The organism is Roseateles sp. P4_D2 (genome assembly GCF_056401875.1).
This window is the reverse complement of the sequence record NZ_JBFUIM010000001.1, coordinates 228,274-247,937: the sequence shown is the minus strand read 5'-3', so window position 1 is coordinate 247,937 and position 19,664 is coordinate 228,274. Positions and strand designations below refer to the sequence as shown.

Here is a 19,664-nt window from a genome sequence, read left to right as displayed (position 1 = left end):
TCAGGCTTTCTCAAGGTTCACGGTGAAGCTCTTGAACTCCGGCGTCTGCGTGTTCGCGTCGCCCACGAAGGGGGTCAGCGTGTTGACCAGATAGCCGGGCTTGGCCACGCCGACAAAGCCCCAGTGGTTGGGCAGGCCCACGGTGTGGATGCGCTTGCCGTCCACGTCCAGCGAAGGGATGCGCTTGGTGACAACGGCCACGGCCTTGATGAAGCCGCGGTTGCTGCTCACCTTGACCCAGTCGCCGTTGGCGACGCCCTTTTCCTTGGCCAGCTCCTCGCCGATCTCGACGAACTGCTGCGGCTGCAGCACGGCCGACGTCAGCACGTTCTTGGTCCAGTAGTGGAAGTGCTCGGTGAGCCGGTAGCTGGTGGCCACGTAAGGAAAGTCCTTGGGCGTGCCGAAGGCCTCCATGTCGCCCTTGAAGACGCGCGCGGCCGGGTTGGACTTGGCCTTGGCGTTGCCCGGATGCATGGGGTTGTTGGCCAGCGGCGTCTCGAAGGGCTCGTAGTGCTCGGGCAGCGGGCCGTCGACCAGGCCGGTCGGTGCAAACAGCCGCGCCACGCCCTCGGCAGTCATGATGAAAGGCCGCACCGCGTCGGCATCGGTCGGGTTGGCGTCGGGCCGGATGTCGGGCACGTCGGAGCCGCCCCAGCGTTCGCCGTTCCAGGCCATCAGCCGGCGCTTGGGGTTCCAGGGCTTGCCGGTCGGGTCGCAGGACGCCGCGTTGTAGAGCACGCGCCGGTTGGCCGGCCAGGCCCAGGCCCAGGCCAGCGTCTGGCCGATGCCATAGGGGTCGGCGTTGTCGCGCCGGGCCATCTGGTTGCCGGCCTGCGTCCAGGCACCGGCATAGATCCAGCAACCGCTGGACGTGCTGCCGTCGTCGCGCAGCAGGCCGAAGCCGCTGAGCTGCTCGCCTGCCTTGGCCAGCACCTTGGTCGCGTCCTTGGGGTCGGTCACGTCGGCCAGGGCCTTGCCGTTGTACTCCTTGGCCAGCTCCTCGGCCGAGGGGTTGGTGGGCTGCAGATAGGGCCAGCTCAGGTTGACGATGGGGTCGGGGAAGGCGCCGCCCTCCTTCACATAGGCCGCCTTCATGCGCATGAACAGCTGCGCAATGATCTCGGGGTCCCCCTTGGCTTCACCGGGGGGCTCGGCGCCCTTCCAGTGCCATTGCAGCCAGCGGCCGGAGTTGGTGAGGGACCCGTCCTCCTCCGCGAAGCAGGTGCTGGGGAAGCGGAACACCGTCGTCTGGATGTCCTCGCTCTTCACGTCGTTGTGCTCGCCGTGGTTCTTCCAGAACTCGGCGGTCTCGGTGTTGAGCGGGTCGATGACGACGAGGAACTTCAGCTTGGACAGGCCCGCGACGATCTTCTTCTTGTTGGGGAAGGAGCCGACCGGGTTGAAGCCCTGGCAGATGTAGCCGTTGAGCTTGCCCTGGCCCATCAGCTCGAAGGTCTGCAGCACGTCGTAGCCCTTGTCCCACTTGGGCAGGTAGTGGAAGGCCCAGTCGTTCTCGGCCGTGGCGGCCTTGCCCCACCAGGCCTTTTGCTGGCTGACGAAGAACTTGGGGTAGTTCTGCCAGAAGCTCATCTGGCCGGGGCGCAGGGGCTTCAGTGCGCGGGTCTTGTAGTAGGTCTCCAGGTCCTGCTCGCTGTCGCGGGCCAGGCTCATATAGCCCGTCAGCGACGTGGACAGCAGGCCCAGGTCGGTCAGCCCCTGGATGTTGGAGTGGCCGCGCAGCGCATTCATGCCGCCGCCGGGCAGGCCGATGTTGCCCAGCAGCAGCTGCATGATGGCGCCGGTGCGGATCATCTGCGAGCCCTGGCTGTGCTGTGTCCAGCCCAGGGCGTACATGATGGTCATGACCTTGTTGGGCCTGGAGGTCTCCGCGATCATTTCGCAGACCTTCAGGAACTTGTCCTTGGGCGTGCCGGTGATCTTGCTGACCTGCTCGGGCGAGTAGCGCGAGTAGTGCGCCTTCATGATGTTGAGCACGCAGCGCGGGTGCTCCAGCGTCGGGTCGACCTTGGCGAAGCCCTTGTCGTCGAGCTCGTAGCCCCAGCTCTTGTTGTCGTAGCGGCGCTTGGCTTCGTCATAGCCGCTGAAGATGCCGGCCTCGAACTTGTAGTCCTCGCCGACGATGAAGCTGGCGTTGGTGTAGGCCTTGACGTACTCGGTCTGGATCTTGTTGTTGGTCAGCAGGTAGTTGATGACCCCGCCCAGGAAGGCGATGTCAGAGCCCGCGCGGATGGGCGCGTAGTAGTCGCTCATGGCGGCCGAGCGCGTGAAGCGCGGGTCCACGACGATGAGCTTGGCCTTGTTGTGGTGCTTGGCCTCGATGACCCACTTGAAACCACACGGGTGGGCCTCGGCGGCATTGCCGCCCATGATCAGTACCAGGTCTGCGTTCTTGATGTCCACCCAGTGGTTGGTCATCGCGCCGCGGCCAAACGTCGGGGCCAGACTGGCCACCGTCGGGCCGTGTCAAACACGTGCCTGGTTGTCGAATGCGAGCATCCCCATCGAGCGCATCGCCTTGTGGGTGATGTAGCCCGCTTCGTTGGAGGATGCGGAGGCGCAGAGCATGCCGGTGGTCAGCCAGCGGTTCACCGTCTTGCCGTCGGCGTTCTGGGCGACGAAGTTCGCGTCGCGGTCGGCCTTCATCAGCTTGACAAGGCGGTCCATGGCCTCATCCCAGCCAACGCGCTTCCATTCCTTGCTGCCCGGCTCGCGGATCTCGGGGTGCTTGAGCCGGTTGGGGCTGTGCACGAAGTCCAGCAGGCCGGCGCCCTTGGGGCACAGCGTGCCACGGTTGACCGGGTGGTCGGGGTCGCCCTCGATGTGGATGATGGACGACGTGACGTTCTTCGCCTTGTCGCCCAACGAGTACATGATGACGCCGCAGCCCACCGAGCAGTAGGGGCAGGTGTTGCGGGTCTCGGTTGCCCGGGCAAGCTTGAAGTTGCGCGCCTCGGCCAGTGCGGCCGTTGGCGAGAACCCCAGCGCTACCAGGCTGGACGCTGCCAGCCCCGCGCCGCTCACCCGGAAGAAAGCCCTCCGGTTCATGTCCATTCGGCTGTCTCCTGCGGGCAGGGCCCGCTCTTGTGCAGGAACGAATCACGCCAGCAGCCATCGTTGGCCACCGCACTGTGATTTCTTCACAAAGGAGGGCCCTTGTCCAGGCAGGGCAACCCCGGGGGACTGGATCAGTCGGGTATCAGGTCGACTTGGAAATCGAGATGCTCGGGAACTTGGCCGAGTAGTCCTTGCCTTGGGCGGCGATCTTGGCCGCGACCTTGCGGGCCAGCGCCTTGTATAGATTCGCTACCTCACCGTCCGGCTCGGCAGCCACCGTGGGCGTGCCCGAATCGGCCTGGGCGCGGATGCTCATGGCCAGCGGCAGGGAGGCCAGCAGCTCGGTGCCGTACTGGGCCGCCATCTTCTGGCCGCCGTCGGCGCCGAAGATATGTTCGGCATGGCCGCAGTTGGAGCAGATATGCACGGCCATGTTCTCGACGATGCCCAGGATGGGGATGCCCACCTTCTCGAACATCTTCAGGCCCTTCTTGGCGTCGATCAGCGCGATGTCCTGCGGCGTCGTGACGATGACGGCGCCGGTGACGGGCACGCGCTGCGACAGGGTCAGCTGGATGTCGCCGGTGCCCGGCGGCAGGTCGATGACGAGGTAATCCAGCTCCTGCCAGCGCGTCTGGCGCAGCAGTTGCTCCAGCGCCTGCGTGGCCATGGGGCCGCGCCAGATCATGGCCTGGTCGTCCTCGACGAGAAAGCCGATGGAGTTGACCTGCAGCCCGTGCGCGATGTGGGGCTCCATGTTCTGGCCGTCCAGCGACTCGGGCCGGCCGCTGGCGCCCAGCATCAGCGGCTGGCTGGGGCCGTAAACGTCGGCATCCAGTACGCCCACGCGGGCGCCTTCGGCATGCAGGGCCAGGGCCAGGTTGGCGGCCGTCGTGCTCTTGCCCACGCCACCCTTGCCGGAGGCGACGGCGATGATGTTCTTCACGCCCGGCAGCAGCTGCACGCCGCGCTGCACCGCGTGAGCGACGACCTGGGTGGTGATGGCGACGCTGACATTGCCGACGCCCGCCAGTCCCTTGGCCGCGGCGATGACAGCCGCGCGCAGGGCCGCGTGCTGGCTGGCAGCCGGGTAACCCAGTTCGATGTCGACGGCGACATCCGCGCCATCCACCTTGATCGACCTGACCGCCTTGGCTTCACCCAGCGGGCGGCCGCTGCCGGGGTCCACCACGGCTTGCAGCAGGGGTTGCAGCTGGACATCGGAGATCGCGGTCATGGCAGGGAACAGTTCACGGCAAACGGGGCGAACAGTCTAGCCCGCAAGCGGTCTGCATCCAGTCGGCGGGCTTTGTGCGTAGAGTGAGGCGGCCCCGCATTGCCGCCGGAGATTTCATGCGCCGACCTGTTGTCTTGCTTGCCGCCGCCCTGCTGGGAACCTCGGCCCTTGCCCAGTCCGGCAAGCTGCTGTTGACCGGCGGCGTGTCCAGCATCGACGGCGCCGCCGGCGGTGGGCTGACGCCCTGGGCCGTGACCGGCAGCTATGCCACGGCCGGCGAAGTCGGCGCCACCGCCTTCGTCACCCGCGCCAAGACCGGCAACTACGGCCTGCTGACCTATGGCGCGGCCATCGCCTTCCACGACCGCATCGAGGTCTCGCTGGCCAGGCAGGACTTTGACACCGAAAGCAACCTCGCTCCCCTCGGCCTGGACGGCCTGCACCTGAAGCAGGACATCCTGGGCGTGAAGGTGCGCGTCATTGGCGACGCCGTGCTGGACAGCGACACGCTGATGCCGCAGATCGCCATCGGCCTGGAGCACAAGAAGACCCACGCCGGCAACCTCGGCCCGACGCTGTTCGGGCCACTCGGCGCCAGGGATTCGGGCACGGACTTCTACGCCAGCGCCACCAAGCTCTTCCTGGCCGACGGCGTGCTCGTCAACCTGACGCTGCGCGCCACCAAGGCCAACCAGAATGGGCTGCTGGGCTTCGGCGGGGCCCAGGGCAAAGGCTACCGGCTGCAACCCGAGTTCTCGCTCGCCAAGCTGCTGGCCAAGAACCTGGCCGTCGGCGTCGAGTTTCGCGCCAAGCCAGACAACCTGAACCAGTCGGTACTGGGCGCGGGCGCGCTGAAGGAAGACGACTGGAAGGACATCTTCATCGCCTGGGCGCCGAGCAAGCATGTCTCGCTGACCGCCGCCTGGGTGGACCTCGGCCGCATCGCGCCCGCCGTGCAGCCCAAGCGCCAGACGGGCAGCTATCTGTCTGCGCAGTTCGCGCTCTGAAGGAATCTCCATGCGTCGTGCCGCTATTGCCTGCCTGCTGCTCGCCAGCGCCTGTGCCTTGGCCCAGACGCCACCGGCCAACGACAGCGTCTACCAGGCCTGGGGCGGCAAGGCTGGCATCCGCGCCGTCATGGACGACTTCGTGCCGCGCCTGTTGACCGACCCACGCACGGCGCCCTTCTTCAAGAACACCAACCGCGAAAACCTGGCGACCCAGCTGACCGATCAGCTCTGCCAGGAGGCCGGCGGCCCCTGCGCCTACCAGGGCCCACCGATGAAGCTGGTGCACCAGGACCTGGACATCGGCCGGCGTGACTTCAATGCGCTGGTGGAGATCCTGCAGCAGGCCATGGATGCCAAGGGCATTCCCTTCAGCGCGCAGAACGGCATGCTGGCAAGGCTGGCGCCGATGCACCGCGAAATCGTCACCACGGTGACTGAAACGCAGCAACGTCGGTAAAGAATTCTTTCGTTAACCGCGGCGCCACAAGGCGGCCGGGCCCGCGCGGCACACTGCCAGCCATGCAACTCACCCGTGTATCCGCGGCCGCCCTGCTGGCGGCCTGCGGCAGCTTGCCTGCCCTTGCGCAGTTCCCCGCCGCACCCGATGCGGCGGCCTCCGCGCCGGCTCGCCAGGCGCCCAAGCCCGCCGACGCCAAGTCCGAGCAGCTCAAGCGCGTCGAAGTCACGGGCACCGCCAATGACGAATCCATCCGCAAGGCCTCGACGGCCAGCAAGATCGTCATCACCCGCGAGGAGATCGAGAAGTTCGGCGACTCGACGCTGGGCGAGATGATCAAGCGCCTGCCCGGCGTGACGACCGGCGGCCGCCCGGGCCGCGGCGGCGACATCCGCATGCGCGGCATGGGCGGCGGCTACACGCAGATCCTCGTCAACGGCGAGCGCATGCCGCCCGGCTTCTCGCTGGACCAGCTGCCGCCCGAGCAGGTCGAGCGTATCGAGGTGCTGCGCGCGCCCACGGCCGAGTACGGCACGCGTGCCGTGGCCGGCACCATCAACATCGTGCTGCGCGAGGCGTTGAAGAAGAAGCTCAACGAGTTCCGCGCCGGCTTCGCGACCGAGCGCGGCCAGATCAGCCCCGGCATCAGCTGGACGCGCAACGACAACTTCGGCGAGGGCCATGCCTACAACCTGACCGTCAACGCGATGCGCGGTGAGCGTATCGACGACATCATCAATGACACGCTGACCCATACCGTCGCGAGCAACAGTGACAGCCTGCTGACCTCGCGCGGCCGCACCGAAGACCAGCGCAGCGCGCTGAACCTGACCGGCCGCGTGCAGTTCAAGCTCAACGCGACGGACAGCCTGGCCATCCAGCCCTTCATCGTCTCGACCAAGTCCAGCAGCAACACCCAGCTGCTGCAAACGACGACGCCTCAGCCCAATCCGCAGCCGCCCGGCTTCTTCGACCAGGCCGACACCGACGGCGACAACCGCTTCACGATGGCGCGCCTGAACGCGCAGTGGCAGAGCAAGCTGAGCAGCGACACCCGGGTCGAGGCCCGCGGCGGCATCGGCCGCGCCCGTGGCGAGAGCCACAGCGTGCGCCAGGAGCGCCTGGTGGGCGCGGCCACGCGGCTGCAGGACGACAGCAACACCAGCCGCGACAGCAACTGGAGCGCGCTGGCCAAGATCTCGCACAACCTGGGCGGCGACCATGCTCTTGTCAGCGGCATCGAGGGCGAAGGGACAACACGGCACACCAACCGCGTGACCCTGGTCAACGGCGCGCCCCAGCCGGGGCTGGACGATTTCGGCGACGACCTGGATGCGTCCTCGGTGCGCGTGGCGGCCTATGCGCAGGACGAGTGGAACGTTGGCAAGCAATGGGACTTCTACGCCGGCCTGCGCTGGGAGGGCATCACCACCAAGTCCAGCGCCGCAACTTACGACGCGCGCAACAAGTCCAGCGTCTTCACGCCGCTGGCGCATGCGCGCTACAAGCTCGACGACAAGGGCCGCGACATGATCCGCGCCAGCCTGACGCGCAGCTACCGCAGCCCGCAGCTGCAAGACCTGATCGCGCGGCCGACCATCAACAGCCAGGTGCCTCACCAGGCCAACACGCCCGACCGCGCCGGCAACCCCGACCTCAAGCCCGAGCTGGCGACCGGCTTCGAGATTGGCTACGAGCATTACCTGACCAAGGGCGGCCTGCTGAGTGCCAACTTCTTCGCGCGCCGCATCACGAACCTGATGCGCACCGTGACAGCGCTGGAGACGGTGCCCTGGGCCGCGACGCAGCGCTGGGTGGCTCGCCCGCAGAACATTGGCAAGGCGTCGACCGCTGGTGTCGAGTTGGAGGCGCGCTTTCGCCTCGATGAGTATTTCGAGGGTGCACTGCCCATCAATGTGCGCAGCAACTTCAGCGTCTTCACGTCCAAGGTCGACGGCATCCCGGGGCCGAACAACCACATCGACGGCCAACCCAAGGGCACGGCCAACCTGGGAGCCGACTACCGGCTGCGCTCCGTGCCGCTGACCCTGGGCGCCTCGCTGAACTGGACGCCGTCGACCACCATCCAGCAGACGCTGATCACCGAGACCACGGCCAGCCGCAAGGCCGTGGTCGACGCGTTCGCGCTGTGGGCCATCAACACCGAACAGTCGCTGCGCCTGTCGGCGACGAATCTGTCGGCGATGGACTACTTCACGGGCTCGGTCATCGCCACGGGCGATCAAGTCATCACGTCGCGCAGCGGCGGGCCAAGCTACGTGCAGTGGCAGCTGCGCTGGGAGATGAAGATCTGAGCCGAGACGGCTAGCGCGTGAGCGAGAACGCGCTGACGGCAGTGACCAGGCGCCCGGCCTGGTCCTTCAGGCTCTCAGCCGCTGCGGCGCTCTCTTCCACCAGCGCGGCGTTCTGCTGGGTGACCTGGTCCATCTGCGAAACGGCGTCACCCACCTGACCGACGCCGGTGCTCTGCTCGCGGCTCGCCACGCTGATTTCGGCCACGATGCCACTGACCCGCCCGATGGCTTCGACGACGTCGCGCATGGTCTCCCCGGCCCGGTCGACCAGCGCCGAGCCCTTGCTGACGTGGGTCACGCTGGAGTCGATGAGGCCCTTGATTTCCTTGGCCGCGACCGCGCTGCGCTGCGCCAGCGTGCGCACTTCTCCGGCCACCACGGCAAAGCCCCGGCCCTGCTCCCCGGCGCGGGCGGCTTCCACGGCCGCGTTCAGCGCGAGGATGTTGGTCTGGAAGGCGATGCCATCGATGGTGCCAATGATGTCGGCCATCTTTCGGGAGCCGGCATCGATGTCGCGCATGGTGGCGATGACGTCGCTCACCACGGCGCCGCCCCGGGCCGCGACGCCCGTCGCCGTCTTGGCCAGTTCGCTGGCCTGTTCTGCATGGTCGGCGTTATGGCGCACGGTGGTACCCAGTTCCTCCATCGTGGCCGCCGTCTGCTGCAGGGCACTGGCCTGCTCTTCGGTACGCTGGCTCAGGTTGGCGTTGCCCGACGCGATCTGCGTTGAGCCGGTGGCGATGGATTCCGACGCCTCGCGCACTTGCTGCACGATGCCGGCCAGGCTGTCGCGCATGGCCCCCAGCGATGCCAGTACGCTGCCGACCGGTGCGCGCTCGCTGCCGGCCACGGGGCTCAGGTCGCCGTCGGCAACCTTGGTCGCGGCCGCGCTCAATTCGGCCGGCTCGGCCCCGAGTGCCCGTGACAGGCTGCGCACGATGAGGGCGCCACTGACGGCGGCAAGCACCAGGGCGCAGGTGACGACAGCCAGGAAGCCGTTGCGCTGGCTGCTGACCCGCGCTTGCGCCTGTTCAATCAGCTCTTCGGCGCGCTGCGCGGTGTAATCCGAATAGGCGCTCGACGCCTGCACCAGTTCGGCCAGCAGGGGACGGCACTGCTCGTTCATGCGCAGCACGGCCTCGTCGCGCTTTTGCTCCAGCGCCAGCTTGACGATGCCCAGGGCCACCGGCGCGTATTTCTGCTCGACGCGGACGATGTCGGCGATCAGCGCCTTCGCCTTGGCCGACACGTCGGCGGCCTCGGCCATGTGTTGGAGCCGGCCGAGTTGCTCGGAGGCCGTGGCGTGCGCCTTTTCCACCCGGGCCCTCTCGACATCCAGATCCTGCGGCTGCGTGACCAGCACAAGGTTGCGCGCTGCGATGGCGCGCTCGTCCACGGCCAGCCGTACCGCGTTGGCGACGCGCATGCGCGCGTCAATGCCTGTGACGTAGCCCTCGAAGGCCTCCGCCTCGGTTTGGAGAGCCCGCCAGGCGAGCCCCGCGATCAGCAGCAGCAGCGCCACCACGGCACCGAAGGCGAGGATGAGTCTTGCGCGGACGGTCAAAGAGGAGACGTTCATGGTGGCTCTTCGGGTTGGCCAAGGCGATGCCGAAAGTTACCCGAGAGACCTGATATCTGATTTATTTGACAGCCATGAGGTGCAAACAATGCCACGGATCAGTCATTTCTCGCCGCAACACCCCCCATCAAGCACGAGATCTGTTGATGCTGCGCATTGGCGATCCTGTCACTCTGCTCGCAGGTTTTCGCCTGGCGAACCTCGGCACGGCATTGGGCGGCTGCCTGCCTGCCGGGAGTCGGCCACGTGACGCTGGCGGCCGCGCGATACAGAAATGGCTCGGCCGCACGCAGTACGGCCAGGACCCGCACTTCAACGGCTGGCTGCAGGATTCCCGCATCTACAGCGGCGCGCTGGGTGCCGCGCAGGTGCAGGCCCTGGCCCAGCCTGGGCGCGCACATCGTCAGCCGGCGTGCTGGCTGGTCGTCACCCACGGCCCCGTGAGGCCGTCGAGCTCGCAATCCCACAGCGCTTGCGCATCCATCTCATCGACGACACCCTCGCCGTAGACCTTCAGCGCCAGGCTGCGCAGCATGATGACCATGCCCCTCACAAACGCCGCACGCCCCGCTTCCCCGGCCACGCCGAGCAGCACCGAAGCGTCCAGCTTCACGTAGTCCAGCCCAGCTTGGTAGAGCTTCTCAACCTGAGCCAACCCCGCGCCGGCATGCTCCAACCCCAGCTTGACGCCAAGTGGCCGCAGCTGGCGGCCGAACTCCAGCAGACGCTCGAAATGCTCGGTTGCGGCAGCCTCGGCCAGGTCCAGCAACAACGAGCGCGCCGGCTGCGGCCATTGCGCCAGCAGCTCGCGCAGTTGCGGCAGGAAGGCCGCGTCGGCCAGCGACACCGGCGCCACATTGATGCAGCGCGCCTTGCCATCAGCAGCGATGGCCTGCAGGGCCAGACCGACGGCGAGCAGGTCGACATGCGCCGTCATGCGCGCCCGCACGGCCAGCGGCAGCCAGGCCGTGGCAGGCTGGAAATCTTCATCGAGGCGCAGCTGCAGCGGGCACTCCAGATGCAGCACGCGGCCACCTCGGTCACGCACCGGGAACTCGACCAGGCGGCCACGCTGCTGGCTGACGGCCTCCTGCAGCTGGGCACGCCACAGGCCCTCGCCCTGCTCGCGGCCAATGCCGGGGTCGGCCACGATCTCGACGACAAAGCCACCACGCGCCTCGCTCTGGTGCTCGGCCCGGGCCAGCGCGGCATCGGCCTCGCCCAGCCAGACGTTGCTCGGCCGCTCGCGTGGCAGCTCGACGGCGCCGAGCGCCACCTGCACACCGGGCCCGAAGGCCGGCAGGCTGGCACGCAGCGCATCGGCCAGCGCATGGGCCGTCTCGGCGGCCACGCCCTCGGCCGGCAGCCACAGCGCGAAGTCGCCGCCGTTCAGGCGGCCGACGCGGCAACCGGCCACCGACTCGGGATAAGCCTGCAGGGCCGAGACGACGGTCAGCAATACATCGTCGACAGCGCCCCGGCCCAGGCGGGCATTCAGGCCGGACAGGTCACGCAGGCGTACCAGCACCAGGCCAGCCACCGCCGGGCCGTCGTCGCGGCGCAGGGCTGCGTCCAGCTCGGCCAGGAAATGCTTGCGGGTGGAGACGCCGGTCAGCGGGTCGTGGTGCACCTGCTCGCGCAGCACCAGCAGCTGGCCGGCCTGGGCCTCGAAGAGGTCGCGCACGCGCTGCACCATCGCGTTCATGGCGCGGGTGAGGCGCTGCAGTTCCGGCACGCGCGGCTCGACGACCTGGCCATAGCTGCCGGCAAGCACGCCCTCGGCCTGGGCCACGGCGGCGTCCAGCGGGCGGCGGATGCGCCGCAGGCCCGCCCAGGCCAGCACGGCGGCGACGATGCCGACGATGAGCAGCCAGGCCAGCAGGCGCCGCGAGGTCAGCCACAACGCGTCATGGGCGTAGCTGGAATGGCTCTTCAGTTCGACCGCACCGATGGCGTTCCAACCGTTGGACAGCTGGGCCACACCGGACGCGGCTTCAATGGGCAGCATGGCGCGGAACCAGGCCGGCGCCTGGCCCGGGCGCGGCGCCTCGGCACGCTCGAACAAGGTCTCACCATTGGCGCCACGCCAGCGCACGAATTCGTAGGCGCCGGTATCGAACTGGGCCGACACCAGCAGCTTGATGAGCTCACGGTCGCCCTGCTGCTGCGACAGGGCGAGAGCCAGGGCCTGGGCGTTGTCGGCGTTCTTCAGCTCCAGTTGGGTGTGCATCAACTGCCGCGCGGAGACCATGGACAGGCCGACCGCGCCCACCAGCGCGGCCAGCACCACGCCAAGCACCAGCCAGGCGATCTGCCGCATCAACGACATGTCTCACTCCCCATCACAGAAACCCTTCTGCCCTGACCTTGGCCACCAGCTCGCGCCACAGCGACAGGCGCGCCAGCGGGTCACCCGCCGTCACCTGGCCCACGCCCTGCCACAGGCCCTCGGTGTTGAAGCTGAACACCGGCGTCAGGTCGCTGCGCTGCGACGCGGGCAGCACCTCGGGGCGCAGGTTGTCCAGGATCAGCGGCTCGGCGCCCGGCTGGGCATAGTAGGCCAGCACCATGTGGGCGAGCGACTGGCCCTGCAGCCGCGCCCGCACATAGACCATCCTCAACTTGGCCGTCGGCACGCCCGTGGCCGCCAGGCCGAAATATTTGGCGATGGCGTAGTCCTCGCAGTCGCCGGCGCGCTTTTCCAGGCTTTCCAGCGGCGAGGCCCAGTAGTCCGGCAGGTTCCAGGTGACGGCGTCGTCCTTGAAGGCCAGGCGGCGGTTGAAGAAATCGTTGATGTCCTTGAGCCGCTGCAGCTCCTCGCTCACGCCGCTGCGCTCGATCTGCTGCACCAGGGCCTGGGCCTGCTCGACGACGCGGGGACCGCGGGCTGCGGCAGCTTCCAGCACACGCGCCGCGTCATAAGCCGCCAGCGCCAGCACCGGCCCGGCCACCAGGACGGCCAACCACCACCGATGCCGACGAAGGGCGAAAGCGACGCGAGGCGGGGAAGTGGGCAAGATTGACGGCGGGCTGCAGTTGAATTCACTGTACCCGGCCGGCACATGTCCGAAGCGCCATAAGATTTTTGGATGATGCAGAACCCGGCACCTTCCCACGACCTGCGCACTCGTGCGCAGCAGATCCGCGACGACATCGACCAGTCGCGCCGCCGCGGCCCCCTGCAGCAGATCCAGATCCCGCCCTGCCCCGAGCTGCTGGCTCAGCTGCAGCAGGCCATGAGCCAGCCCGAGCCTGACCTCAACCTCGTCGCCCGCATCGCCTCCAGCGACGTGGCCATGGCCGCCACGCTGCTGCGCATTGCCAACGGGCCGCTGTTCAAGCCCGTCGGCCTGCCCTGCACCACCGTCGGCCAGGCGATGACGCGCATCGGCCTGCGCGAGAGCGTGGCCGTCATGACGGGCTTCCTGGCCCAACACGCCATCCCCGTCAACGCGCCACAGCTGGCGCGCTTCTGGGAGCGCAGCACCAAGCGCGCGATCGCGATGGCCATCATTGCCCAGCAGCTGCCAGGCCTGTCGCCTGACCTGGCGCACAGCTTTGGTCTCTTCCTGCACGTTGGCATGCCGGTGCTGATGCAGAGCGTGCGCGGCTATGCAGCCACCATGGTGGAGGCCGGCGCTCGCATCGACCGCCCCTATATCGCCACGGAAAACGCCAACCACAAGACCGACCATGCCGTCGTCGGCGCGCTGGTCGTGCGCGTTTGGAACCTGCCGGCGCCGCTGATGTCGGCCATCCGCCTGCACCACGACTTCGCGGCCCTCGGCCACGACGGCATTGAGCCTGAGATCCACACGCTGATCGCCGCCGGCCTGATCGCCGAGCATCTGATGCGCCGCCACGAAGGCCTGCCCGAGGACGCCGACTGGGCCGGCCACCACCAGGCTGCGATGGCCTGGCTGCACATCGACTGGGAAGAGCTGGCCCAGTGGGAAGAAGCCATCAGCGCGCAGTTCGATGCGGCTTAGGTTCCCGCGCCTGCGTGTCATCGTGCTGGTCGCCATGGTGGTGGCGGCACTGGCTATCGTCGGCTGGTGGGCGTTCGGCCCGTCCGGCGTCGCCGTCGAGTTGACCAAACGCAGCTGGCGCATGGAGATCATCGTCGAGCGGCTGCGTTCCGAGTCCGGCTCGGACTGGTGCGACGAGCTTCCCGAGGGCGCTTTCGACATCAGCCGCCGCACCATCGCCGATCCCACCGGCAAGCGCGCCGAGCCGGGCGAGCATTGCCGCTACAACGTCCTGGCCTGGCGCCGCAGCTGGATCGTCAAGAACGAGGGCGGCCCCGGCGAGCGCCCCGACTGGCCGCGCCCGCCGCTGCGCATGGCCCCGCCCGGCCAACCCGGCAGCGAGCGCCTGAGCAAGCGCGAAGCCTATTTCGAGATCGAGCTGCGCGACCGCGAGGACCATGCCTGGGTCTGCCGCGTCGACCCCGAACGCTGGCAGCAGCTGCGCGTGGGCATGCGCTTTCGGATCCCGGTGGACCGCTTCGGCACGGCGAACTGCCCGGCGATGTATCCGTCCAACATCTAGCCGGCCTTGGCCGCCTTCCAGCGCTTCAGGATCTCCGCTTCCTGCTCAGGCGTGTCCGGCTGCGGGCTGCGCCCTTCGATCAGCGGCAGCAGCGCTCGCGTACCTTCGTACAGATGCTCGAACAGCTTCTTGACGCGGGGCACCTGGCGCAGCTCCACGCGGGTCAGCAGCCACAGCTCGCTGCGCCAGTCGCGCGGCGGATCGAACACGCGACGCAGTTCGGGGTCGGCATCGCCGAGATAGCAGGGCAAGGCGCCCAGGCCCATGCCCGCACGCACGAGTTGGCGAACATGAGTCAGGCTGTTGGTGCGCACCGCCACCTGGCGGCCCAGGCCCTGGCCCTCCAGCCAGCGGGCCGATGCCAGGTGGGCCAGGTCCTCGTCGACACCCACCCAGGGTTGCAGGTCCAGGGTCTCCGCGCTGACGCCGCCCAGCTTGCGGGACGCATAGACCGTCGCCTCGACACGCGCCAGGCGGCGCCCCACCAGCGACTCCGGCGGTGGCCCGCCGGAGCGCAGCGCGACATCGGTTTCGCCCTGCTGCACGTCCAGCAGCGCGTTGCCGCTGCGCACCTGCAGCTGAACCTGATGCCGGGTCTGGTAGCTGGCCAGCAGCGGCGGCAGCAGGGCCTGCATCCAGGTATCGGCCGCGCTGAACCTCAGCAGGCCGCCAGGCCAGGCCTGCCGCCCACGCAGGCTCTCGGTCACGACATGCAGCTCACGCCCCATGCGGCGCGACAGCTCGACCAGCTCGGCCCCGGCGCGCGTGGCCACATAGCCGCCGCGCAGGCGCTCGAACAGCCGCAGGTCCAGCTTCTGCTCCAACGCCCGCAGCCGCCGGAACAGCGTCGCATGGCTCAAGCCGCCCGCGCCGGCCGCCTTGGCCAGGCCGCCATGCTGGGCGATCAGTTGCAGCAGGCGCAGGTCGTCCCAGTTCAGGTCGTTGAGGGTGGCGGCTGTCATGACCAGCAATTTTGCAATGACAAATTGCAAATTCGCATGCTCAGGAGGCTCAGTGCGTTCCTAGACTGCAGGCCTTCCCAGCACAACAAGAAACCACGCCATGTCGATGTACGAACAGCTTCCCTTCCAGCCCGCCAACCGTGGCGAGATCGACCGCGTGGTGGCCGACTTCCCGCTGGCCACCCTCGTCAGCGCCGACGAGGGTCGGATGCTGGCCACGCCGCTGCCGTTGATCCTGGAGCGCGATGCGGCCAGCGGCGAAGCACGGCTGATCGGCCATCTGTCGCGTCGCAACCCGCAGTTCGCCCTGCTGCAGCGCCAACCGCGCGCCCTGGCCACCTTCACCGGTGCGCAGGGCTATATCGCCAGCAGCTGGATGAGCAACCGCCGCTACGCACCGACCTGGAACTACGAGTTCGTCCAGTTCGAACTGGACGTCAGGATCGAGGACAGCCCGGAACAGCTGCTGCGTGCGCTGGAGCTGCTGAGCGCCCATGTCGAAGCACCCTACCCCAATGCTTGGCGGCCGGCCGAGATGGGGCCGCGGCTGGAGCAACTGGCGCAGTACATCGTGCCCTTCAGTGCCCGCATCCTGGAGACCCGCGCCCAGTTCAAGCTGGGCCAGGGCGACCCGGCCGACGCGCGGGCCGACGCCTACGCCGGCCTGTCCCGCTACGGCGGCCATCAACTGGCCGCCGCGATGCGGCGGCATGAGGAGTTGCTGCGACAGGTGCCGTCGAGATGAAAAAGACCGGGCCGTTGCCGGACCGGGCTTGATTTCAGTCTTCAGACATTCGCGTCACATGCTGCCCCGTGTGGGCCGAGCGCTGGGCCGCTCCCGAGCCGGCCCACTCTGGCGATGTGCTTGCGGCTTGATGCCGCAAGCATCGCCGTCCCCTCGGGGGACCGACCAGGCACGCCCGCGTACAGCGGGGCGGGACTGGGCGAGGGGCTTGCTCTATTTCTTGCGCACCGGCGGCACGTCCGTGCAGGAGCCGTGCGCCACTTCCGCGGCCATGCCCAGGCTCTCGCCCAGCGTCGGGTGCGGGTGGATGGTCTTGCCGATGTCTACCGCGTCGGCGCCCATCTCGATGGCCAGTGCGATCTCGCCGATCATGTCGCCGGCATGCGTGCCGACGATGCCGCCACCGATGATGCGGTGGCTTTCCTCGTCGAAGAGCAGCTTGGTGAAGCCTTCGTCGCGGCCATTGGCGATGGCGCGGCCCGAGGCCGTCCACGGGAACAGGCCCTTGGTGACCTTGATGCCCTTGGCTTTCGCCTCGTCCTCGGTGATGCCCACCCAGGCCACCTCGGGGTCGGTGTAGGCCACGCTCGGGATCACGCGGGCGTCGAACTGGCTCTTCTTGAGCTTCTCGTCGCCCAGCAACTCACCAGCGATGACTTCCGCCGCGACATGGCCCTCGTGCACCGCCTTGTGGGCCAGCATGGGCTGGCCGACGATGTCGCCGATGGCGAAGACGCTGGGCACATTGGTGCGCATCTGCACGTCGACCGGGATGAAGCCACGGTCACCGACGATGACGCCCGCGTTCTCGGCGCCGATCTTCTTGCCGTTGGGCGTGCGGCCCACGGCTTGCAATACCAGGTCGTAGCGCTGCGGCTCTTTCGGGGCACCCTCGCCTTCGAAGGTGACCCAGATGCCATCGGGCTTGGCCTCGGCGCCGACCGTCTTCGTGTTCAACATGATGTTGTCGAAACGGTGAGCGTTGAACTTCTGCCAGACCTTGACGAGGTCGCGGTCGGCGCCGGTCATCAGCGTGGGCAGCATTTCGACGACGTCCAGGCGTGAGCCCAGCGTGGAGTACACCGTGCCCATTTCCAGGCCGATGATGCCGCCGCCGACGATGAGCATCTTCTCGGCCTCGACCTGCATCTCCAGCGCGCCGGTCGAGTCGACGATGCGCGGGTCGTCAGGCAGGAAAGGCAGGCGCACAGCCTGCGAACCGGCCGCGATGATGAGGCGCTTGAAGGCCACGGTCTGGGCCGCGCCGGTCTTGGCCTGGCCCACGGCGCCTTCGGTCGCTTCGACCTTGAGATGTTGCGCGTCGATCAGCGAGCCGACGCCGCGCAGCACGGTTACCTTGCGCATCTTGGCCATCGCCGCGAGACCGCCGGTCAGCTTGCCTGTCACCTTGTTCTTGTGGGCGCGGAGCTTGTCGATGTCGACTTCCGGCTCGCCGAAGGCCACGCCGAGGTCGGCCATGTGGCTGACCTCGTCCATGACCGCCGCGACGTGCAGCAGCGCCTTGGACGGGATGCAGCCGACGTTCAGGCAGACGCCGCCGAGAGTGGCGTAACGCTCGACGATGGCGACCTTGAGGCCCAGGTCGGCGGCGCGGAAGGCGGCCGAGTAGCCGCCGGGGCCACCGCCGAGGACGACGAGGTCGAAGGCCTGGTCGGCGCTGCCCGAGTAGGTCGCGGCGACCGGTGCCGGTGCCGCAGCCACGGGTGCTGGTGCTGGTGCAGGCGCAGCGGGAGCCGGCGCGGGGGCCGCGGCTCCAGTCGACTCCAGCGTCAGCACGACCGAACCCTTCTTGACCTTGTCGCCGATCTTGACGCGCAGCTCCTTCACCACGCCGGCAGCGGATGACGGAATCTCCATCGACGCCTTGTCGCTCTCGACGGTGATGAGGCTCTGCTCGACCTTGACGGTGTCGCCGGCCTTCACCAGCACCTCGATGACGCCGACTTCGTCGAAGTCGCCAATGTCCGGAACTTGAACTTCCACGATTGCCATGTGTTCAGCTCCCGACTTAGAGCGCGATCCGACGGAAGTCGGAGAGCAGCGAAGCAAAGTAGACGTTGAAGCGCGCAGCCGCAGCGCCGTCGATGACGCGGTGGTCCCAGCTCAGCGACAGCGGCAGGATCAGGCGCGGCTGGAAGGCCTTGCCGTCCCACACGGGTTCGATCGAGCTCTTGCAGACGCCCATGATGGACACCTCGGGCGCGTTGATGATGGGCGTGAAGTACTTGCCGCCGATGCCGCCGAGCGACGAAATCGAGAAGCAGCCGCCGCTCATGTCGGCCGGGCCCAGCTTGCCGTCGCGGGCCTTCTTGGCCAGATCGCCCATTTCCTGGGTGATCTGGAAGATGCCCTTCTTGTCGGCGTCCTTGATGACGGGCACGACCAGGCCGTTGGGCGTGTCCGCCGCGAAGCCGATGTGGAAGTAGTTCTTCAGGACGAGCGTGTCGCCATCCAGCGAGCTGTTGAACTCTGGGAACTTCTTCAGCGCCGCCACGGCCGCCTTGATCATGAAGGCGAGCATCGTGACCTTGATGCCGGCCTTCTCGTTCTCCTTGTTCAGCTGGACGCGGAAGGCTTCGAGATCGGTGATGTCCGCGTCGTCATGGTTGGTGACGTGGGGGATGACGACCCAGTTGCGGTGCAGGTTGGCGCCCGAGATCTTCTTGATGCGGGACAGTTCCTTGCGCTCGACGGGGCCGAACTTCTCGAAGTCGACCTTGGGCCAGGCCAGCACGTTCAGGCCGGAACCGCTGCCACCACCGCTTGCGGGCGCGGCGGCCTTCTGCGCGGCAGTCTGGAGCTGACCGGACATGACGGCCTTGACGAAGCCCTGCACGTCGCTCTCGACGATGCGGCCCTTGGCGCCCGTGCCCTTCACTTCGGCCAGCGGCACGCCCAGCTCGCGGGCGAGCTTGCGGATGCTGGGCGAGGCGTGGGGCAGCTTGCCAGTCGGAGCAACCGGCTCGTGCGGCGGCAACGCCGCCGTCGGCACGGTCTTGGTCTCCGCCGGTGGAGCAGCCGGGGCTGCTGCAGCAGGCGCCGACGCGGCTACGGGCGCTGCGGCAGGCGCAGGCGCACCACCGGTGGCGGCCACGCGCGCCAGCGGCGAGCCCTTCTTGACCTTGTCGCCGACCTTGACGAGCAGTTCCTCGACCACACCGGCATGCGACGACGGGATCTCCATCGACGCCTTGTCGCTCTCGACGGTGACGAGGCTCTGCTCGACCTTGACGGTGTCGCCGACCTTCACCAGCAGCTCGATGACGGCCACCTCGTCGAAGTCGCCGATGTCCGGCACTTCGATGGTGACCGGGCCGCTGCTTTGCGCAGGGGCCGCCGGTGCCGGCGCGGGTGCTGCGGCAGGCTCGGCCGCCGGGGCGGGGGCTGCAGCGGCAGGCGCCGGCGCAGCGGCCGCAGGCGCGGCAGCACCCTCGGCTTCAACCATCACCAGCACGCTGCCTTCCTTGACCTTGTCGCCCACGGCGACCTTGATCTCCTTGACCACGCCGGCCTGCGACGACGGGATCTCCATCGACGCCTTGTCGCTTTCGACGGTGATCAGGCTCTGCTCGACCTTGACGGTGTCGCCGACCTTGACGAGCACCTCGATGACGCCGACTTCATCGAAATCGCCGATGTCTGGAACCTTGACTTCAACCAATGCCATAACCCATATCTCCAATGTTTGCGGATGTAGTGCCTTCCCAAGCGG

At 67.9% G+C, this 19,664-nt stretch carries 15 protein-coding genes; 6 read left to right on the top strand and 9 right to left on the bottom strand.

Annotated elements, in window-relative coordinates; genetic code table 11:
• Both fdnG and apbC read right to left on the bottom strand, forming a co-directional pair.
• The gene (fdnG, locus tag AC1DW0_RS01060; RefSeq protein WP_477944537.1) at nucleotides 1-3,072 is read right to left on the bottom strand and encodes a formate dehydrogenase-N subunit alpha; all 3,072 of its coding nucleotides are present in this window, start codon (nucleotides 3,070-3,072) and stop codon (nucleotides 1-3) included.
• A gap of 145 nt (nucleotides 3,073-3,217) precedes the next feature.
• Nucleotides 3,218-4,312 (bottom strand): iron-sulfur cluster carrier protein ApbC, encoded by a 1,095-nt coding sequence (apbC, locus tag AC1DW0_RS01055; RefSeq protein WP_457324777.1) that lies wholly within the window; start codon nucleotides 4,310-4,312, stop codon nucleotides 3,218-3,220.
• 116 nt (nucleotides 4,313-4,428) lie between these two features.
• On the opposite strand from apbC, the gene AC1DW0_RS01050 reads away from it, so the two are divergent.
• The 3 genes from AC1DW0_RS01050 to AC1DW0_RS01040 all read left to right on the top strand — a co-directional run bounded on the left by AC1DW0_RS01050 (nucleotide 4,429) and on the right by AC1DW0_RS01040 (nucleotide 8,094).
• On the top strand, nucleotides 4,429-5,319 hold the full coding sequence (locus tag AC1DW0_RS01050; RefSeq protein ID WP_477944535.1) for a DUF3034 family protein: 891 nt from the start codon (nucleotides 4,429-4,431) through the stop codon (nucleotides 5,317-5,319).
• Between the two features lie 10 nt (nucleotides 5,320-5,329).
• A complete protein-coding gene (locus AC1DW0_RS01045; RefSeq protein ID WP_477944533.1) occupies nucleotides 5,330-5,779 on the top strand; it encodes a group I truncated hemoglobin in 450 nt (149 codons plus the stop codon).
• Nucleotides 5,780-5,841: 62 nt separating this feature from the next.
• On the top strand, nucleotides 5,842-8,094 hold the full coding sequence (locus AC1DW0_RS01040) for a TonB-dependent receptor plug domain-containing protein (protein ID WP_477944531.1): 2,253 nt from the start codon (nucleotides 5,842-5,844) through the stop codon (nucleotides 8,092-8,094).
• Nucleotides 8,095-8,104: 10 nt separating this feature from the next.
• Here AC1DW0_RS01040 and AC1DW0_RS01035 read toward each other — a convergent pair whose 3' ends face one another.
• The 4 genes from AC1DW0_RS01035 to AC1DW0_RS01020 all read right to left on the bottom strand — a co-directional run bounded on the left by AC1DW0_RS01035 (nucleotide 8,105) and on the right by AC1DW0_RS01020 (nucleotide 12,636).
• Complete coding sequence (locus AC1DW0_RS01035; RefSeq protein ID WP_477858214.1) at nucleotides 8,105-9,673, bottom strand: methyl-accepting chemotaxis protein; 1,569 nt, start codon at nucleotides 9,671-9,673, stop codon at nucleotides 8,105-8,107.
• Between the two features lie 98 nt (nucleotides 9,674-9,771).
• Complete coding sequence (locus AC1DW0_RS01030; protein WP_477944529.1) at nucleotides 9,772-10,107, bottom strand: hypothetical protein; 336 nt, start codon at nucleotides 10,105-10,107, stop codon at nucleotides 9,772-9,774.
• A complete protein-coding gene (locus AC1DW0_RS01025) occupies nucleotides 10,077-12,002 on the bottom strand; it encodes a bifunctional diguanylate cyclase/phosphodiesterase (RefSeq protein ID WP_477944527.1) in 1,926 nt (641 codons plus the stop codon). The genes AC1DW0_RS01030 and AC1DW0_RS01025 overlap by 31 nt, the downstream gene beginning before the upstream one ends.
• Nucleotides 12,003-12,015: 13 nt before the next feature.
• Nucleotides 12,016-12,636 carry a transglutaminase-like cysteine peptidase gene (locus tag AC1DW0_RS01020; RefSeq protein WP_056195047.1) on the bottom strand — a complete coding sequence of 207 codons (621 nt, stop codon included), beginning with the start codon at nucleotides 12,634-12,636 and terminating at the stop codon, nucleotides 12,016-12,018.
• Nucleotides 12,637-12,762: 126 nt separating this feature from the next.
• Here AC1DW0_RS01020 and AC1DW0_RS01015 point away from each other — a divergent pair, with 126 nt between their 5' ends.
• A complete protein-coding gene (locus AC1DW0_RS01015) occupies nucleotides 12,763-13,662 on the top strand; it encodes an HDOD domain-containing protein (protein ID WP_157281336.1) in 900 nt (299 codons plus the stop codon).
• Nucleotides 13,652-14,224: a hypothetical protein gene (locus AC1DW0_RS01010; protein WP_457391605.1), complete on the top strand. Its 573-nt coding sequence runs from the start codon at nucleotides 13,652-13,654 to the stop codon at nucleotides 14,222-14,224. The genes AC1DW0_RS01015 and AC1DW0_RS01010 overlap by 11 nt, the downstream gene beginning before the upstream one ends.
• On the opposite strand, the gene AC1DW0_RS01005 is transcribed toward AC1DW0_RS01010, so the two are convergent.
• Nucleotides 14,221-15,186 carry a LysR family transcriptional regulator gene (locus tag AC1DW0_RS01005; RefSeq protein WP_477944524.1) on the bottom strand — a complete coding sequence of 322 codons (966 nt, stop codon included), beginning with the start codon at nucleotides 15,184-15,186 and terminating at the stop codon, nucleotides 14,221-14,223. The two genes, AC1DW0_RS01010 and AC1DW0_RS01005, sit on opposite strands and share 4 nt — an antisense overlap.
• A gap of 100 nt (nucleotides 15,187-15,286) precedes the next feature.
• On the opposite strand from AC1DW0_RS01005, the gene AC1DW0_RS01000 reads away from it, so the two are divergent.
• A complete protein-coding gene (locus tag AC1DW0_RS01000; RefSeq protein WP_477944522.1) occupies nucleotides 15,287-15,931 on the top strand; it encodes an FMN-binding negative transcriptional regulator in 645 nt (214 codons plus the stop codon).
• Between the two features lie 213 nt (nucleotides 15,932-16,144).
• Here the strand turns inward: AC1DW0_RS01000 and lpdA are convergent, their stop codons facing one another.
• Nucleotides 16,145-17,944 carry a dihydrolipoyl dehydrogenase gene (lpdA, locus tag AC1DW0_RS00995; protein WP_477944520.1) on the bottom strand — a complete coding sequence of 600 codons (1,800 nt, stop codon included), beginning with the start codon at nucleotides 17,942-17,944 and terminating at the stop codon, nucleotides 16,145-16,147.
• A 16-nt stretch (nucleotides 17,945-17,960) separates the two neighbouring features.
• Complete coding sequence (gene aceF / locus AC1DW0_RS00990) at nucleotides 17,961-19,619, bottom strand: dihydrolipoyllysine-residue acetyltransferase (RefSeq protein WP_477944518.1); 1,659 nt, start codon at nucleotides 19,617-19,619, stop codon at nucleotides 17,961-17,963.
• Between the last annotated feature and the right edge of the window lie 45 nt (nucleotides 19,620-19,664).

Excerpts from the sequence above, each read along its gene's own strand:
- AC1DW0_RS01040 (WP_477944531.1), top strand. The coding sequence starts at position 5,842 with ATGCAACTCACCCGTGTATCCGCGGCCGCCCTGCTGGCGGCCTGCGGC.
- AC1DW0_RS01015 (WP_157281336.1), top strand. The coding sequence starts at position 12,763 with ATGATGCAGAACCCGGCACCTTCCCACGACCTGCGCACTCGTGCGCAG.
- AC1DW0_RS01045 (WP_477944533.1), top strand. The coding sequence starts at position 5,330 with ATGCGTCGTGCCGCTATTGCCTGCCTGCTGCTCGCCAGCGCCTGTGCC.
- AC1DW0_RS01035 (WP_477858214.1), bottom strand. The coding sequence starts at position 9,673 with ATGAACGTCTCCTCTTTGACCGTCCGCGCAAGACTCATCCTCGCCTTC.
- lpdA (WP_477944520.1), bottom strand. The coding sequence starts at position 17,944 with ATGGCAATCGTGGAAGTTCAAGTTCCGGACATTGGCGACTTCGACGAA.
- aceF (WP_477944518.1), bottom strand. The coding sequence starts at position 19,619 with ATGGCATTGGTTGAAGTCAAGGTTCCAGACATCGGCGATTTCGATGAA.
- AC1DW0_RS01000 (WP_477944522.1), top strand. The coding sequence starts at position 15,287 with ATGTCGATGTACGAACAGCTTCCCTTCCAGCCCGCCAACCGTGGCGAG.
- AC1DW0_RS01010 (WP_457391605.1), top strand. The coding sequence starts at position 13,652 with ATGCGGCTTAGGTTCCCGCGCCTGCGTGTCATCGTGCTGGTCGCCATG.
- apbC (WP_457324777.1), bottom strand. The coding sequence starts at position 4,312 with ATGACCGCGATCTCCGATGTCCAGCTGCAACCCCTGCTGCAAGCCGTG.
- AC1DW0_RS01025 (WP_477944527.1), bottom strand. The coding sequence starts at position 12,002 with ATGTCGTTGATGCGGCAGATCGCCTGGCTGGTGCTTGGCGTGGTGCTG.
- AC1DW0_RS01050 (WP_477944535.1), top strand. The coding sequence starts at position 4,429 with ATGCGCCGACCTGTTGTCTTGCTTGCCGCCGCCCTGCTGGGAACCTCG.
- AC1DW0_RS01005 (WP_477944524.1), bottom strand. The coding sequence starts at position 15,186 with ATGACAGCCGCCACCCTCAACGACCTGAACTGGGACGACCTGCGCCTG.